This is a genomic window from Ruegeria sp. CG11 (genome assembly GCF_056537245.1).
The window spans coordinates 293,512-307,497 of record NZ_JBQFRE010000003.1 but is presented as its reverse complement, the minus strand read 5'-3'; the positions used below and the strand labels follow the sequence as shown (position 1 = coordinate 307,497).

Genomic DNA, 13,986 nt, shown 5'->3' with positions numbered 1-13,986 from the left:
GCAGCACCGGCGGGTTCAGGTCTTTGTCGGCGAGTTGAACGGTCAACGTGCTTAATCCTTGGGCAGTTGCGGCTTTGATATCGAATTCAACGCATATGAACAACAAATCGGCGACCATCAAGCCCGCAAAATCATCACATGCCTAATTTTTAGGCAGGTTAACGCGGGTGATTGCCTCTGCATTCACCGCACCCTAAACATTGCCCTCAAATCACCGGAGAAGATGCCCTCATGACCACCGCCGCAATCATCGTCGCCGCAGGACGCGGGCTGCGCGCCGGAGGGGGGATTCCCAAACAATGGCGCCCTCTGGCCGGACGGCGCGTTGCAGACTGGACCATTGATCGTTTTCGGGGACAGGTGGACCACATCGTGCTGGTCTTGTCCGAAGATGATGGCCCCGCGTGGGTTGAATTCGAAAACACCGATCTGATTCTTACCCGTGGCGGCAGCGACCGGGCAGGCTCGGTCCGCAATGGCCTTGCTGCTTTGGCAGATTTTGCGGTTGATCTTGTCCTTGTACATGACGTCGCCCGACCCTGTGTCGGGCTGGACACCATTCAATACGTACTGGACGCGCTGAAATCCCACCCAGCAGCTGCGCCCGGATTGGCGGTGACCGATGCGCTGTGGACCGGGGACGGAGCCATCGTGACCGGAACGCAGGACCGCTCGGGCCTGTTTGCCGCGCAGACGCCGCAGGGTTTTCACTATAACGCTATCGTCGCGGCCCATGCAGCCCATCCCGGAGGGGCTGCAGATGACGTCGAAGTCGCCCGCGCAGCGGGGCTGGACGTGGCCATCGTGCCGGGCGATGCAGACAATATCAAAATCACACGGCCCGAGGATTTTGCCCGGGCGGAACGCATATTGGGAACGAATATGGAAGTAAGGCTGGGCAACGGGTACGACGTGCATCGGTTTGGCAACGGGGATCACGTGATCCTTTGCGGCGTGAAGGTGCCGCATGATCGCGGCCTGCAAGGTCATTCGGATGCCGACGTGGGGATGCATGCCGTGACCGACGCGATCTATGGCGCATTGGCGCAAGGGGACATCGGTCAGCACTTCCCGCCCTCGGACCCACAATGGAAGGGCGCCGCCAGCGAGATCTTCCTGCGTCACGCGGTCGAACTGGCCGGGAAGAAGGGATACGCCATCTCTAATGTCGACTGCACGTTGGTCTGCGAATACCCGAAGATCGGGCCTCACGCGCCTGCCATGCGAGAGGAAATGGCCCGGATCATGGAGCTGCGCGCCGATCAGGTCTCGGTCAAGGCGACCACATCGGAACGGTTGGGGTTCACTGGGCGTAGTGAGGGGATCGCCTCGCTTGCCACTGCCTGTCTGGTGAAATCATGAATGCCGCGCGCCTGATCGGAACCGTGTGTGGCGTCGGTTACCTGCGCCCTGCGCCGGGGACTTGGGGATCGCTGGCCGCACTGCCCTTGGCATGGGTCTTGCATACTATTGGTGGCTTCCCGCTGCTGGTGATCGCAACACTTGCCGTGTTCTTTGGCGGCCTCTGGGCCACTCGTGTAATGACCGAAGGACAGGACGATCACGACCCGTCCGAGATCGTCATTGACGAGGTCGCCGGACAATTTACTGCCTTGTGGGCGATTTCCTATCCGGCCTGGGCGTATGGGATCGATATCACGGCGCTCTGGCCCGGCTGGATCGCCGGGTTCCTGCTGTTCCGCTTGTTCGATATCACCAAACCTGGCCCTGTTGGCTGGGCTGACCGGCGCAATGACGCGATGGGCGTGATGCTGGACGACGTGATCGCGGGCATGTTCGCCGGAACCGGCGTGCTGATCCTTGCCGGCATCTCGCACGGAGTTCTTGGACTATGACCGTTACCGTGCTTCTCGACCGCGCCAAGGCGCAAGGCGTTATGATTGCAACCGCCGAAAGCTGCACCGGCGGTATGGTCGCTGCGGCACTGACCGATATCCCCGGCAGTTCCGCCGTGGTCGAGCGCGGCTTTGTCACTTACACCAACACCGCCAAGCAGCAAATGCTGGGTGTGCGAGCCGAGACGCTTGCCGCACATGGCGCGGTTTCAGAACAGGTCGCGGGCGAAATGGCTGAAGGGGCGCTGAGGAATTCTGACGCGCAGCTCACCGTTTCGGTCACCGGTATCGCGGGCCCCGGCGGGTCCGAGTTCAAGCCCGAGGGCCGGGTCTGTTTTGGGCTGGCCGCAGAAGGCGCACCGACCCGCACCGAAACGGTCGATTTTGGAGCGCTTGGCCGCGACAACGTCCGCCATTCGGCGCGGGATCACGCGCTGGATCTGCTGTCACAGGGACTTTTTACTATCGCCCAAAAATAAGGCTGTTCGCGCCATTCGGCGTACATTTAATCACCATTTAACAAAAAGCCCCCAAAGTAGGCGCAAAAATTGGCGTCTGCCTCTTTTTTCCCCGCCCCCTCTCCGCTTCAAGGCGCGCCACGCAAGCTGAAGAGGAGACCGGCCGATGAATGGAGCCGATACCGCCTGGATCATAGTGGCAACCGCCCTGGTCCTGTTCATGACATTGCCGGGACTGGCCCTGTTTTACGGGGGCCTCGTGCGCGCCCGCAACGTGCTGAGCGTCTTCATGCACTGCTTCAGCATCGCCTGTCTGATGAGCATCCTTTGGCTGGTTGCAGGCTATTCCATCGCGTTCGGTGACGGAACGTCGGGTCTATGGGGCGGTCTGGGCAAAGCCTTCCTGAACGGTGTCGATGCCGACAGCCTGTCGGGCACCCTGCCCGAGGTTCTGTTCTTTGCCTTCCAGATGACCTTTGCCATCATCACCCCTGCCCTGATCGTCGGTGCTTATGTGGAACGCGTGGGCTTTGGATTTGTGCTCACCTTCTCGGCGTTGTGGATGCTGCTGTGCTATGCGCCGGTCGTTCACTGGATCTGGGGCGGCGGTATCCTGACCGACGGTGGCATTCTGGGTGAGGTCGGCGTCCGTGATTTCGCAGGTGGCATCGTGGTGCACGAAACCGCCGGTCTGGCGGCGCTGATAATTGCCGTGATCCTTGGGCCGCGCCGCAACCGCACCACCCCTCCGCACAACCCCGGCTTTGTCATGATCGGCGCCGCAATGCTGTGGGTCGGCTGGTTCGGCTTCAACGGCGGCTCGCAACTGGCGGCCGATGGAGGCGCCGCGATGGCGATGACCGTTACGCATATTTCAGCCGCGACCGCCTCGCTGACCTGGGCGCTGTGGGAGCGGATCAAGTACGGCAAAGCCTCGATGGTGGGTCTGGTCACCGGTACCATTGCGGGTTTGGCCTCGATCACCCCGGCCTCGGGCTATGTTGATCCGGTTCAGGCGCTGATTATCGGTGCGGTGGCAGGCGTGCTGTGCCAAGAGGCCGTCAACGTCATCCGCAACATGCTGAACATCGACGACACGCTGGACGTCTTCGCCGTGCACGGCGTCGGAGGTATCTTTGGCACCATCATGATTGCCGTCTTTGGTCTGGGTGCCTGGACCGCACAGCTGGGCGGGTTGCTGATCGTGGGTGTCTTTACGTCAGTTGTCACATTTGTGTTGATCAAGGTGGTTGCGCTCATTACGCCGCTTCGCGTAGACGCCGAAACCGAAACAAACGGGCTCGATCTGTCGGTACACGGCGAGCGCGCCTATGACATGAGCAGCTAAGCCCACCTTGGCTGCCACGCGCCCGCAAGGGCCAAAGCGGACCTCTTGACGGGGTCCGCTTTTCTTTTGTGCGCAAGCCTCTCGACTCTGGGCCGAGGGTCAGGCTATCAGCCCGCAACGTCATTTTGTCCCGAGGTTGCACCATGATCCCCAGCTCTTTCCCCGATAGCACCGAAATCGCCCGCCTTACCGCGCGGATGCTGCTGGAGATCAAGGCCGTGCACTTCAATTCGCGTGAGCCGTTCACGCTGGCCTCAGGCCTGCCCAGCCCGACCTATATCGACTGCCGCAAGCTGATCTCATATCCGCGTATCCGCTCGACCCTGATGGACTTCCTGACCGTCACCGTGATGCGCGACGCGGGGTTCGAGGCGTTCGACAACATCGCGGGGGGTGAGACGGCGGGCATCCCGTTTGCCGCGATGGTCGCCGAGCGTATGGCGCTGCCGATGACCTATGTGCGCAAAAAGCCCAAGGGCTATGGCCGCAACGCCCGTATCGAAGGCGCCATGTCCGAAGGCGAGCGTGTGCTGCTGATCGAGGACCTGACCACCGATGGCGGCTCGAAACTGTCCTTTGTGGATGCGATCCGCGAAACCGGCGCGACCTGTGGGCATACGGCGGTCATCTTCTACTACGGCATTTTCCCCGAGACCGAGAAAACCCTCGGCGATCACGGCGTGCAACTGCATCACCTGTGCACCTGGTGGGACGTTCTGGCCGAGGCCAAAGCGCAGAAAGCCTTTGACCAAGAGACACTTGATGGTGTCGAGGCCTTTCTGAACGATCCGCGTGGCTGGCAGGAAGCCAACAAAAGCTGACGTTACGGCACCTGATGAGCGAATTGGAACGCCATCCGACAGGACGGTGAAAACCACACAATATGTTGACGGACTGCCCCTTCATGCTTCAACATGATGGGGTCCGGAGATATGCACAGTCTATCCCCAGAAACATACAATTTGCCCCGACTCAGGGGGCTCGGGTATGGACAGTGCCTAACAGGCATAGAGAGCAGTAATGAACGAGATCAGCAGCATCGAGCAGGCAGCGGCACAGATTCAGAATGCCGAAACCATGCCGCACTCCATCGAGGCCGAGCAGCAGCTTCTGGGTGCGATCCTGACGAATAACGACCTCTATGACCGGGTCGCCTCGATCATCGGGTCTGAACATTTCTATGACCCGGTTCATGCCCGTATCTATGAGGTCGCGGCCAATCGCATCGCCAAGAATGCGCTGGCTTCGCCCGTGACGCTGAAGTCCTTCATGGCCGAAGATGAGGGCCTGAAGGAACTGGGTGGCCCCGCCTATCTGGTCAAACTGGCGGGCGCCTCGATCAGCGCCTTTGCGGTGCATGACTACGCCCAGATGATCTATGACCTCGCCATCCGGCGCGAACTGATCCGTCTGGGCCGGGATATCTCGGACAAGGCGGCGCGGGTCGATGTGTCCAGCGAGCCGAAAGAACAAATCGTCGAGGCCGAGCAACAGCTTTATCAGTTATCCGAGCAGGGCCAGACCGAACAGGGATTTCAATCCTTCCTCAAGGCGGTCACAGAAGCCGTCAACGTCACCAACGAAGCGTACCAACGCGGTGGCGGCATGGCAGGTATTTCCACCGGTCTGGCCGACTTGGACAAACAGCTTGGCGGCCTGCACCCGTCGGACCTGATCATCCTGGCCGGACGTCCGTCGATGGGGAAAACCTCGCTGGCGACCAACGTGGCGTTCAACGTGGCCAAGGCTTACAAGCGTGGCACTAAGCCGGACGGGTCTGAGGGCGCGATTGATGGCGGCGTCGTGGGTTTCTTCTCGCTTGAAATGAGCGCCGAGCAGTTGGCGGGCCGTGTTCTGGCCGAAGCCTCTGAAATTTCGTCGCACAAGATCCGTCAGGGTGACATGACCGAGGCCGAGTTTCGCCGGTTCGTGGATGCCGCTAAAGAACTGGAAGCCTGCCCCCTGTTCATCGATGACACGCCTGCCCTGCCGATTTCACAGCTGGCCGCGCGTGCACGCCGATTGAAGCGGACACATGGTCTGGACCTTCTGGTCATCGACTATCTTCAGCTGTGTCGCGGGATGGCCGACAACCGGGTCAACGAGATCGCTGAGATCTCGATGGGCATGAAAGCCATCGCCAAGGAGTTGAACATCCCGGTCATCGCGCTGTCCCAGCTCAGCCGTCAGGTCGAAAGCCGCGACGATAAACGCCCGCAGCTGTCTGACCTGCGGGAATCGGGCTCGATCGAACAGGACGCGGACGTAGTGATGTTCGTGTTCCGTGAAGAGTACTACAAAGAACGCGAAAAGCCTGGCGATCACGAGCTGGAAAAGATGGAAGAGTGGAAGCAGGCGATGGAACGCCTGCACGCCAAGGCCGAGGTTATCGTCGGCAAGCAGCGTCACGGCCCCATCGGTACGGTCGAGCTATCCTTCGAGGCGCAGTTCACCCGTTTTGGCAATCTGGTCAAACCCTGGCAGCAGGACGGCCAGATCGAGGGCTACTGATCTACCACAACTCAGGCCTGTTGAACGCGCTGACACAGCGCGACGGGCCTTCAATTGGCGTTTCATCACCGCTCAAAGATTGCCCCAGCCATCCATGTGGCATACTCAAAGGCATGGGCGGCTGGGCGATTGCTTCAGTGATCGGCTGAAACCCGGTTTTGCTGTAATAGGCCGGGTCGCCGTAGGTCGTGACAAAATCCACACCGTGCAGGCGCAATTGTTCCAGCCCGAACCCGATCAGCTTTTGACCGATGCCTGATCTCTGCCGGTCCGTTCGCACCGCCACCGGAGACATCAGGAACACCTGACGCGGGTCCTGATCGTAGTGAAGCCGAGAAAACAGGATGCACCCGGCCAGCGCGTCGCGGTCCATCGCCAAAACACCCAGCAGATCATCCTCAGGGGTCGATTTCAAAAGGTCAGCTGCCAAGGCACTGACCACGCGTCCTTCTTCCTCGCTTTCCGAGGCAGAAAAGACATCCCAGAACAATCCGGGCAATTCGGCAGCACGTGTTTTATAATCGGCGCTCAGGTTCACCACTTTCGGCTCCTTTTTTTGCAGGATCAACGATCCAATCTCAGCAACTTCAGTTGATCACAGGACGAACACAATGGCGAGACGCTGGCACCACCCGACCAAAGCCTATTTCTGCCAAGTCTTTGGCATACAGGCCAGAAGCTGCGCAGTATCGCCACGATAGATACAAGAATTGCCGTATTCCCCCTTGACCTACGGCGCTCCAATGTCATGAACAGCACCATGAGTACCGCACGTTTGACGATCAATCTTCAGGCGCTGGCCAGCAACTGGCGGGCGCTCAACGCAAAAACGGATGTCGAGACCGGCGCCGTGGTGAAGGCCGACGCCTATGGTCTGGGGGCCGGGCCGGTATCCGCAGCCCTGGCCGAGGAAGGCGTTCGCAAGTTTTTTGTCGCCGTTGCCGAGGAAGGCGTCGCCGTGCGCAAGGCCATTGGCCCCGGTCCGATGATCGGCGTGTTCTCGGGCCATATGGAAGGCGACACCGATCTGCTACGCGATCATAACCTGACGCCGCTGATCAATTCACCTGAACAATTCCTGCGTCACCAGCAGGCGCTGCCGGATCACCCCTTTGGCATTCAGTTGGACAGCGGCATGAACCGTCTTGGCCTGGAACCTGTCGACTGGGCCGCGCTGCGACCCAAGGCCGAGCCGCTGAACCCTGCGGTGGTCATGTCGCACCTCGCCTGCTCGGACGAGCCCGACCACCCGATGAACCTTCAGCAGCTAAAGACATTCCGCGAGATGACGGATGGCATCACAGCGCCCCGTTCGTTGGCGGCCACTGGTGGCACGCTGTTGGGCTCCGAATTTCATTTCGACTTCTGCCGCCCCGGTGTTGGCCTTTACGGCGGCATGCCCTTTGCCGACGCCAAACCCGTTGTGACGGCCGATCTGCCCGTCGTTCAGGTGCGTGCCGTCGAAGTTGGGGAATCCGTTGGCTACGGCAACAGCTGGGTCGCCCGGCGTCCGTCGCGGATCGCGACCGTGGCCGCAGGCTATGCCGACGGTCTGCATCGCGCCATCGGTGGAGGCATCGATACTTTTGCCGGTGGCAAGCCCTGCCCCGTGGTCGGCCGTATCTCGATGGACCTGATCACCGTCGACGTCACCGACCTGCCCGAAGACCCGGAACGCCTGCGCATTCTGAATGGCCACCAAACCGTCGATGACCTGGCCGAGGCCGCAGGCACCATCGGGTACGAAATCCTTACCTCGCTTGGCGCGCGCTATTCCCGGGGCTACGTGGAATGAACCCATTGAATCTGCTGGGCGGTCTGGGCCGGACGGTCCTTGCGCTGTTTGCCACGTTCGGCAAAGTCGCGCTGTTTTCGGTGGATGCGATCTCGCACATCTTCCGCCCGCCTTACTACCCGCGCGAATTCCTGGTTGCACTGATGAACATCGGCTGGCTGTCGCTGCCGGTTGTCGGCATGACCGCCATCTTCACCGGCGGCGCACTGGCCCTGCAGATCTACGCCGGTGGCGCCCGCTTCAATGCCGAGGCCGTGGTGCCGCAGATCGTCGCCATCGGCATGGTGCGCGAACTTGGCCCCGTTCTGGTCGGCCTGATGATTGCGGCCCGCGTGACCTCGTCCATCGCCGCCGAGATCGCCACCATGAAAGTGACCGAGCAGATCGACGCGCTGGTCACGCTGTCAACGCATCCGATGAAATACCTGACCGCCCCGCGCGTTCTGGCGGCGCTGATCACCGTTCCTCTGCTGGTGGGTATCGGCGACATCATTGGCATCGCGGGCGGCTATGTTGTGGCCACCCAAAACCTGGGGTTCAACGCTGCAACCTATTTGCAGAACACGGTCAACTTCCTTGAGGCGCACGACATCCTGTCATCGCTGGCCAAAGGCGCAACCTTCGGCCTGATTGCCGCCCTGATGGGCTGTTTTTACGGCATGAACTCGGGCCGGGGCGCGCAGGGTGTGGGCCGGGCCACCAAATCCTCGGTCGAGTCCGCCGCAATCATGATTCTGGCCGCCAACTTCATTCTGACAGGGGTGTTCTTCTCGCTATGATCCGGATGGAGAACGTACATAAAACCTTTGGTGATAATCAGGTTTTGAAGGGCATGAGCCTTGAGATTCCCAAGGGCACGTCGATGGTCATCATTGGCGGGTCGGGCACCGGCAAGTCGGTGGCGCTGAAATGCGTTCTGGGCCTGATCAAACACGACAGCGGCATGATTTATGTGGACGGCAAGGATGCAACCAAAGGCGACCGCGATGCCTTTCTGGCCCGGTTCGGGATGCTGTTTCAGGGTGCGGCCCTGTTTGACTCTCTGCCCGTCTGGCAAAACGTCGCCTTCCGCCTGCTGCGTGGCCCTCTGAAACGTCCGCGAGAATATGCCCGTGAAATCGCCATCGAGAAACTGCGCCGGGTAGGTCTGAAATCCGACGTGGCCGACCGGTTCCCGTCCGAACTGTCGGGCGGGATGCAGAAACGCGTTGGCCTCGCCCGTGCCATCGCCGCCGAGCCCGAGATCATCTTTTTCGATGAACCCACCACCGGCCTCGATCCGATCATGTCCGGCGTCATCAACGACCTGATCCGCGAGATCGTGACCGAGATGGGTGCCACCGCGATGACCATCACCCACGACATGAGTTCCGTCCGCGCGATTGCCGACAACGTCGCCATGCTGCACGGAGGTGTCATCCAGTGGACCGGTCCGGTCAGCCAGATGGATGCGTCGGGCGATCCCTATGTCGAGCAGTTCATCAGTGGTAGCGCTGACGGGCCGATTGAGGCGGTGCGGTGACCGGCTCGATGACACTTTTTGAATTGTCGGATTACATACGGCTCGTAGGCGTCAGCTATTTGGTAGCCTTCGCCTTTGTAACCTCAGGGCTATTCACTGGTTTCGCGATTCCTAAAAAGCCGAAGACAAAATACTCAGAGGCAGAGGCCAACTTTCGCGAAAATCAGTTCGGTCGCTGCGCTCAGAACTCTTATCCGACAACTTCAGAGACACCGAGAGAATACAAATCTCTGATCTTGGTGACCGCTATTGGGCTGGCTGCATATTTTGTGTTGTCCTTCGCCGAAAAAGCCAACAGCCCCTTTCTGAACAATTCTATTGGCGTGACTGCTTTCGTTTTGGGATTTTTTGCGCGGCGAAAGCACTTGCGCGAATGGAAAGGCCGACCACGAAACTTGGATTTTGCATGTTTTCTTGTTGGATTGGCGATTGTCCTCCCCCAAATATGAATACATGCCACTCCGCCTCGCCACCCTCTCGCTCCTGATCCTCTACCCCATCGCGTGGTTCGCCCCGCTGATGCGCGCGGGCCTGCTTCCGATCTTTGGCCTCTCTGAAATCAGCGTCATCACCGGACTCCAATCGCTCTGGAAATCCGACGTCTTCCTGGCGCTGATTGTCACCATCTTCGCCCTCTTCGCGCCCTATATCAAAACCATCGGCACCGCCCTGATCCAATGGGACCTGCTGGATGCCCGCGTCCAACCTGCGCTGAATATTCTCGGCAAACTGGCCATGGCCGACATCTTCCTGATCGCGCTCTACATCACTTTGGCCAAGGGAATTTCCTACGCGACCATCGAGACCGCATGGGGTCTTTACCTGTTCACGGCGTGCATTCTGGCCTCGATCGCATTGGGCCAGATTACCGAAATGACACGCAATTCACGAAATTCTCAGAGCTAATTGATTGAAAATGTTCATCTGAGTATCATCATTATATTTCGAGCAGTGAAAATTTGTAGTTTACGGGCCCGCAGCGGATCATTCTGCGTGTTTTAGGTGTCTCCGCTTGGGCTTGGTGTTAACCGGTTCCAGAAGGAGTTCGTCGATCATGACCGCCCTCCATACTATGACATTGCAATTTCAGAATGCCTTTTTAAGACTGATTTTTTTCCTCATATGCACTGCAGCACTACTATCCGTCTCAGCCACACTTCTGTCCGCCCTGGGTGTTTTGCCCTGGCTTTCGATGCAGGCCGGGTTTGGTGACGGTACGGTCACCGATGCCGGGATGTATGTTCAGATTGGCCTGACCGTACTGATTCTGATGCTGGCGTTCTATCTGCCCGCCAACGCGCGGATGATGGCGCTGGAAAACAACCATCGTAAGTTCGCGTTGAACATGCACGATATCTCTGCGGCCTACCAAATGGCCCATGCCGCAGATCGCGAAGGCCTGTTCATGATGTCGTCCGAGTTTGACGCGGTCAAAGAGCGGATGGCCTTTCTGCGCCATCACCCCGACCTGCAATCGCTTGAGCCCGAGATACTGGAGCTTGCGGCTCAGATGAGCCAGATCAGCCACGAACTGGCCGAAACCTATGGCGACGCCCGGGTCAATCGTGCGCGGACGTTCCTGCAACAGCGCCAGGAAGAAATCGAACAGTTCCAGAAACGGATCGAAGAGGCGCAGATGATCCAGAACGAGCTGCGCCAATGGACCCACGACGTCGAGATGGAGGAATCCATTGCCAAGTCGCAGTTGGCTCGCCTGCGGGATGAATTGTTCGAACTGCTGCCGGAATTGTCGGCGCAGTTGCAGGCAGCTCCCAAGGACAAGACGTCCAAAGCGTCCAGTGTAATTGCAATGCCCCCCCCTCGCGCCGCGGAATAGGCGCGCCAGCGCACGCCACGGACGATGGCCCCTTGGGCCTGAGGGCGCGGCACCCCACCGGCGGAGATGAATGCCCTGCAAGGGCTTGAAGAACCGCCCGTCCTCGGGCACCAAGGCGGCATGGCAAAGACGACTTTTTCCTGCTCGGCCTGCGGCGCCTCACACTCGCGCTGGTCCGGGCGTTGCGACGGATGCGGTGAATGGAACACCATTTCGCAGGACGTCCCCCTATCCGCCGGACCCGCCAAGAAATCCCTTGGTGGAAAACGCGGCCAGTCCATTACTCTCAGCGACCTGTCCACCGAGGAAACGCCCCCGCCCCGAACTCTCTGCGGGGTAGAGGAACTGGACCGCGTACTGGGCGGCGGCCTTGTCCCGGCCTCGGCCTTGTTGGTGGGCGGAGACCCCGGTATCGGCAAATCCACATTACTACTACAGGCGGCAGCCCGATTTTCCCGCGCGGGTGTAAAAACCATCTATGTCTCAGGCGAGGAAGCCAGCGCGCAGGTCCGAATGCGCGCGCGCCGTCTGGGCCTCGAAGACGCCCCGGTCCAACTGGCGGCTGAGACCAACCTGCGCAACATCCTGACGACACTCGAGGCGGAAAAACCGGGCCTCGCCATCATCGACTCGATTCAAACCATGTGGGCCGACAATGTGGACAGCGCCCCCGGCTCTGTTTCACAAGTCCGGGCTGCAGCGCATGAATTGACCACGTTTGCGAAACGACACGGCGTATCAATCATCATGGTTGGCCATGTCACCAAGGAAGGCCAGATCGCAGGCCCCCGCGTGGTCGAACACATGGTCGACACCGTACTCTATTTCGAAGGCGAGCGCGGTCATCAGTTCCGCATCCTGCGCGCCGTCAAGAACCGCTTTGGCCCCGCAGATGAAATCGGCGTGTTCGAAATGACGGGCAAGGGGCTGGCGCAGGTCACCAACCCCTCGGCCCTATTTCTGTCGGAACGCGGCACGCCCAGCCCCGGTTCTGCCGTTTTCGCCGGAATCGAGGGCACCCGCCCAGTTCTGGTGGAACTACAGGCACTTGTGGCCCCGTCCCCCCATTCACAGCCTCGCCGCACGGTGGTCGGATGGGACAGCGGGCGGCTGGCAATGATCCTCGCCGTACTCGAGGCCCGCTGCGGTGTCCCGTTTGCGGGGCTCGATGTCTATCTGAACGTGGCTGGAGGGATGAAGGTCAGTGAACCCGCAGCCGACCTCGCAGTAGCCGCCGCCCTATTGAGTGCCCGAGAAGACACAGCCCTGCCCGTAGATACGGTTGTTTTTGGAGAAATCTCTTTATCCGGGGCACTTAGACCTGCCCCGCAGACCGAAAACAGGTTGAAAGAAGCCCAAAAACTTGGTTTCACATCGGCCATCGCTCCGGCGGGCGGCAAAACCGGCACTGTGGCAGGTCTGACACTCACCCGACCCTCTGATTTGGTGGGGTTTGTTGGCGAAACCTTCGGAGCAGGTTAAGATAACGCCTTGAGGGGCAGAAAAAATACAGGCGAGGGCCATGGAAGGTTTTACAATAATCGACGGGGTGGTTGCCCTGATCATCGTCGTGTCGGGCCTGCTGGCCTATTCGCGCGGATTTTTACGTGAGGTTTTGGCCATCGCGGGCTGGGTCGCAGCCGCAATTCTGGCCTTCATTTTTGCACCCAAGGCCGTACCGCTGGTGAAAGAGATTCCGGTGGTCGGAGATTTCCTGCGCGACAGCTGCGAATTGTCGGTCATCACCGGCTTTGCCGCCGTCTTCGCCATCGCGCTGATCGTCGTCAGCATCTTTACGCCGCTGTTTTCGTCGATCGTTCAGCGTTCGGCCATTGGCGGGCTGGACCAAGCGCTTGGGTTCTTCTTCGGCATCGCCCGTGGCATCCTGCTGGTCGCCATCGCATTCTTTGTCTACGACACCGTAATGACCGGCCAGTCTTATACGATCGTCGACGAAAGCCGCTCGGCCAAAGTGTTCGAACAGTTCAGCGACCGGATCGAAGAGCAGAACCCCGAACAGGCTCTGGGCTGGGTTACCCAGCAATATGAAGAGCTGGTGGCAAGCTGCAACGGCAGCCCCGTGACTACAGAAGAACCAGCGGCCCCGGCCACCACTGAACCGGCCACCACCGAATAAAAATAACGCCCGGCTTTGTCCGGGCGTTTTTTTTCAGCTTCTGCACGTCAGGTTTTAACTGACAAAACCCTCACCCGCGCAGACCGTGCATCTGATCGTTTTCAGGCCAAAACACCCTTCGCAGCGACCCATAATAGGTTTGCCGAGTATATCGCGGCTTTTGAGGACCTCTCCCGCTCCATTGCAAATTGGACAAGGCGCGCGTCCCATACCGCGGCATCGATGGCACCGGCGCTTTACAGGCTCTTCCTTTTTTATTCCTTGCTTGTGTTGCCACATGGCATTGCCCCAATCGAACCGGATTTTATGAAATTACTCATGACTTTCGTCATGACAGCACAAGCCTGCGCCCATGTCACCTTATGATGCCGTGTCTGGCAAAATACACCTGCAGGAAACAACAATTGTGATCCTTTGATGACACAGGCTCCGTTAGGCATTATGTGGAGGCCGAACTGACATGGAATCGGAGCTGCCGATCTTGCTGACCCTGTTATCTTTCGCGCTCGCCCTCGTGACGAT

16 protein-coding genes are annotated in these 13,986 nt (G+C 59.5%); 15 read left to right on the top strand and 1 reads right to left on the bottom strand.

From position 1 onward, the window contains the following. Positions 1 to 231: 231 nt before the first annotated feature. From ACR0KW_RS10920 to ACR0KW_RS10895, 6 genes are all read left to right on the top strand, one after another. Positions 232 to 1,362 carry a bifunctional 2-C-methyl-D-erythritol 4-phosphate cytidylyltransferase/2-C-methyl-D-erythritol 2,4-cyclodiphosphate synthase gene (locus ACR0KW_RS10920; protein ID WP_480804996.1) on the top strand — a complete coding sequence of 377 codons (1,131 nt, stop codon included), beginning with the start codon at positions 232 to 234 and terminating at the stop codon, positions 1,360 to 1,362. Further along, a complete protein-coding gene (locus ACR0KW_RS10915) occupies positions 1,359 to 1,856 on the top strand; it encodes a phosphatidylglycerophosphatase A family protein (protein WP_170325135.1) in 498 nt (165 codons plus the stop codon). The genes ACR0KW_RS10920 and ACR0KW_RS10915 overlap by 4 nt, the downstream gene beginning before the upstream one ends. Beyond that, entirely contained in the window at positions 1,853 to 2,335 is a 483-nt protein-coding gene (locus ACR0KW_RS10910) for a CinA family protein (protein WP_480804995.1), read from the top strand. The genes ACR0KW_RS10915 and ACR0KW_RS10910 overlap by 4 nt, the downstream gene beginning before the upstream one ends. Positions 2,336 to 2,480: 145 nt before the next feature. Next, positions 2,481 to 3,662, top strand: a complete 1,182-nt coding sequence (locus ACR0KW_RS10905; protein ID WP_480804994.1) for an ammonium transporter — start codon at positions 2,481 to 2,483, stop codon at positions 3,660 to 3,662. Between the two features lie 143 nt (positions 3,663 to 3,805). Continuing rightward, a complete protein-coding gene (locus ACR0KW_RS10900) occupies positions 3,806 to 4,483 on the top strand; it encodes an orotate phosphoribosyltransferase (protein ID WP_480804993.1) in 678 nt (225 codons plus the stop codon). Positions 4,484 to 4,682: 199 nt separating this feature from the next. Continuing rightward, positions 4,683 to 6,173: a replicative DNA helicase gene (locus ACR0KW_RS10895; protein WP_170325139.1), complete on the top strand. Its 1,491-nt coding sequence runs from the start codon at positions 4,683 to 4,685 to the stop codon at positions 6,171 to 6,173. Position 6,174: 1 nt separating this feature from the next. On the opposite strand, the gene ACR0KW_RS10890 is transcribed toward ACR0KW_RS10895, so the two are convergent. Then, complete coding sequence (locus tag ACR0KW_RS10890) at positions 6,175 to 6,714, bottom strand: GNAT family N-acetyltransferase (protein ID WP_480804992.1); 540 nt, start codon at positions 6,712 to 6,714, stop codon at positions 6,175 to 6,177. Positions 6,715 to 6,933: 219 nt separating this feature from the next. Between ACR0KW_RS10890 and alr the strand changes: the two genes are divergently transcribed. From alr to ACR0KW_RS10845, 9 genes are all read left to right on the top strand, one after another. Further along, on the top strand, positions 6,934 to 7,968 hold the full coding sequence (alr, locus tag ACR0KW_RS10885; protein ID WP_480804991.1) for an alanine racemase: 1,035 nt from the start codon (positions 6,934 to 6,936) through the stop codon (positions 7,966 to 7,968). Then, the gene (locus ACR0KW_RS10880; RefSeq protein WP_480804990.1) at positions 7,965 to 8,747 is read left to right on the top strand and encodes an MlaE family ABC transporter permease; all 783 of its coding nucleotides are present in this window, start codon (positions 7,965 to 7,967) and stop codon (positions 8,745 to 8,747) included. The genes alr and ACR0KW_RS10880 overlap by 4 nt, the downstream gene beginning before the upstream one ends. Continuing rightward, on the top strand, positions 8,744 to 9,490 hold the full coding sequence (locus ACR0KW_RS10875) for an ABC transporter ATP-binding protein (protein WP_480804989.1): 747 nt from the start codon (positions 8,744 to 8,746) through the stop codon (positions 9,488 to 9,490). The genes ACR0KW_RS10880 and ACR0KW_RS10875 overlap by 4 nt, the downstream gene beginning before the upstream one ends. An 8-nt stretch (positions 9,491 to 9,498) precedes the next feature. After that, positions 9,499 to 9,939 (top strand): hypothetical protein, encoded by a 441-nt coding sequence (locus ACR0KW_RS10870; RefSeq protein WP_480804988.1) that lies wholly within the window; start codon positions 9,499 to 9,501, stop codon positions 9,937 to 9,939. Between the two features lie 4 nt (positions 9,940 to 9,943). Further along, entirely contained in the window at positions 9,944 to 10,396 is a 453-nt protein-coding gene (locus tag ACR0KW_RS10865) for a paraquat-inducible protein A (RefSeq protein ID WP_480805067.1), read from the top strand. Positions 10,397 to 10,544: 148 nt separating this feature from the next. Continuing rightward, positions 10,545 to 11,327: a DNA repair protein gene (locus ACR0KW_RS10860; RefSeq protein WP_480804987.1), complete on the top strand. Its 783-nt coding sequence runs from the start codon at positions 10,545 to 10,547 to the stop codon at positions 11,325 to 11,327. 120 nt (positions 11,328 to 11,447) lie between these two features. Further along, positions 11,448 to 12,809: a DNA repair protein RadA gene (radA, locus tag ACR0KW_RS10855; RefSeq protein ID WP_480804986.1), complete on the top strand. Its 1,362-nt coding sequence runs from the start codon at positions 11,448 to 11,450 to the stop codon at positions 12,807 to 12,809. Between the two features lie 40 nt (positions 12,810 to 12,849). Then, a complete protein-coding gene (locus tag ACR0KW_RS10850; RefSeq protein ID WP_254435848.1) occupies positions 12,850 to 13,464 on the top strand; it encodes a CvpA family protein in 615 nt (204 codons plus the stop codon). A 15-nt stretch (positions 13,465 to 13,479) separates the two neighbouring features. Continuing rightward, positions 13,480 to 13,830, top strand: coding sequence for a hypothetical protein (locus ACR0KW_RS10845; protein ID WP_480804985.1), 351 nt, complete (start codon positions 13,480 to 13,482; stop codon positions 13,828 to 13,830). Positions 13,831 to 13,986 lie beyond the last annotated feature (156 nt).

Excerpts from the sequence above, each read along its gene's own strand:
- alr (WP_480804991.1), top strand. The coding sequence starts at position 6,934 with ATGAGTACCGCACGTTTGACGATCAATCTTCAGGCGCTGGCCAGCAAC.
- ACR0KW_RS10915 (WP_170325135.1), top strand. The coding sequence starts at position 1,359 with ATGAATGCCGCGCGCCTGATCGGAACCGTGTGTGGCGTCGGTTACCTG.
- ACR0KW_RS10900 (WP_480804993.1), top strand. The coding sequence starts at position 3,806 with ATGATCCCCAGCTCTTTCCCCGATAGCACCGAAATCGCCCGCCTTACC.
- ACR0KW_RS10905 (WP_480804994.1), top strand. The coding sequence starts at position 2,481 with ATGAATGGAGCCGATACCGCCTGGATCATAGTGGCAACCGCCCTGGTC.
- ACR0KW_RS10880 (WP_480804990.1), top strand. The coding sequence starts at position 7,965 with ATGAACCCATTGAATCTGCTGGGCGGTCTGGGCCGGACGGTCCTTGCG.
- ACR0KW_RS10895 (WP_170325139.1), top strand. The coding sequence starts at position 4,683 with ATGAACGAGATCAGCAGCATCGAGCAGGCAGCGGCACAGATTCAGAAT.
- ACR0KW_RS10860 (WP_480804987.1), top strand. The coding sequence starts at position 10,545 with ATGACCGCCCTCCATACTATGACATTGCAATTTCAGAATGCCTTTTTA.
- radA (WP_480804986.1), top strand. The coding sequence starts at position 11,448 with ATGGCAAAGACGACTTTTTCCTGCTCGGCCTGCGGCGCCTCACACTCG.
- ACR0KW_RS10850 (WP_254435848.1), top strand. The coding sequence starts at position 12,850 with ATGGAAGGTTTTACAATAATCGACGGGGTGGTTGCCCTGATCATCGTC.
- ACR0KW_RS10920 (WP_480804996.1), top strand. The coding sequence starts at position 232 with ATGACCACCGCCGCAATCATCGTCGCCGCAGGACGCGGGCTGCGCGCC.
- ACR0KW_RS10870 (WP_480804988.1), top strand. The coding sequence starts at position 9,499 with ATGACACTTTTTGAATTGTCGGATTACATACGGCTCGTAGGCGTCAGC.
- ACR0KW_RS10875 (WP_480804989.1), top strand. The coding sequence starts at position 8,744 with ATGATCCGGATGGAGAACGTACATAAAACCTTTGGTGATAATCAGGTT.
- ACR0KW_RS10865 (WP_480805067.1), top strand. The coding sequence starts at position 9,944 with ATGCCACTCCGCCTCGCCACCCTCTCGCTCCTGATCCTCTACCCCATC.
- ACR0KW_RS10910 (WP_480804995.1), top strand. The coding sequence starts at position 1,853 with ATGACCGTTACCGTGCTTCTCGACCGCGCCAAGGCGCAAGGCGTTATG.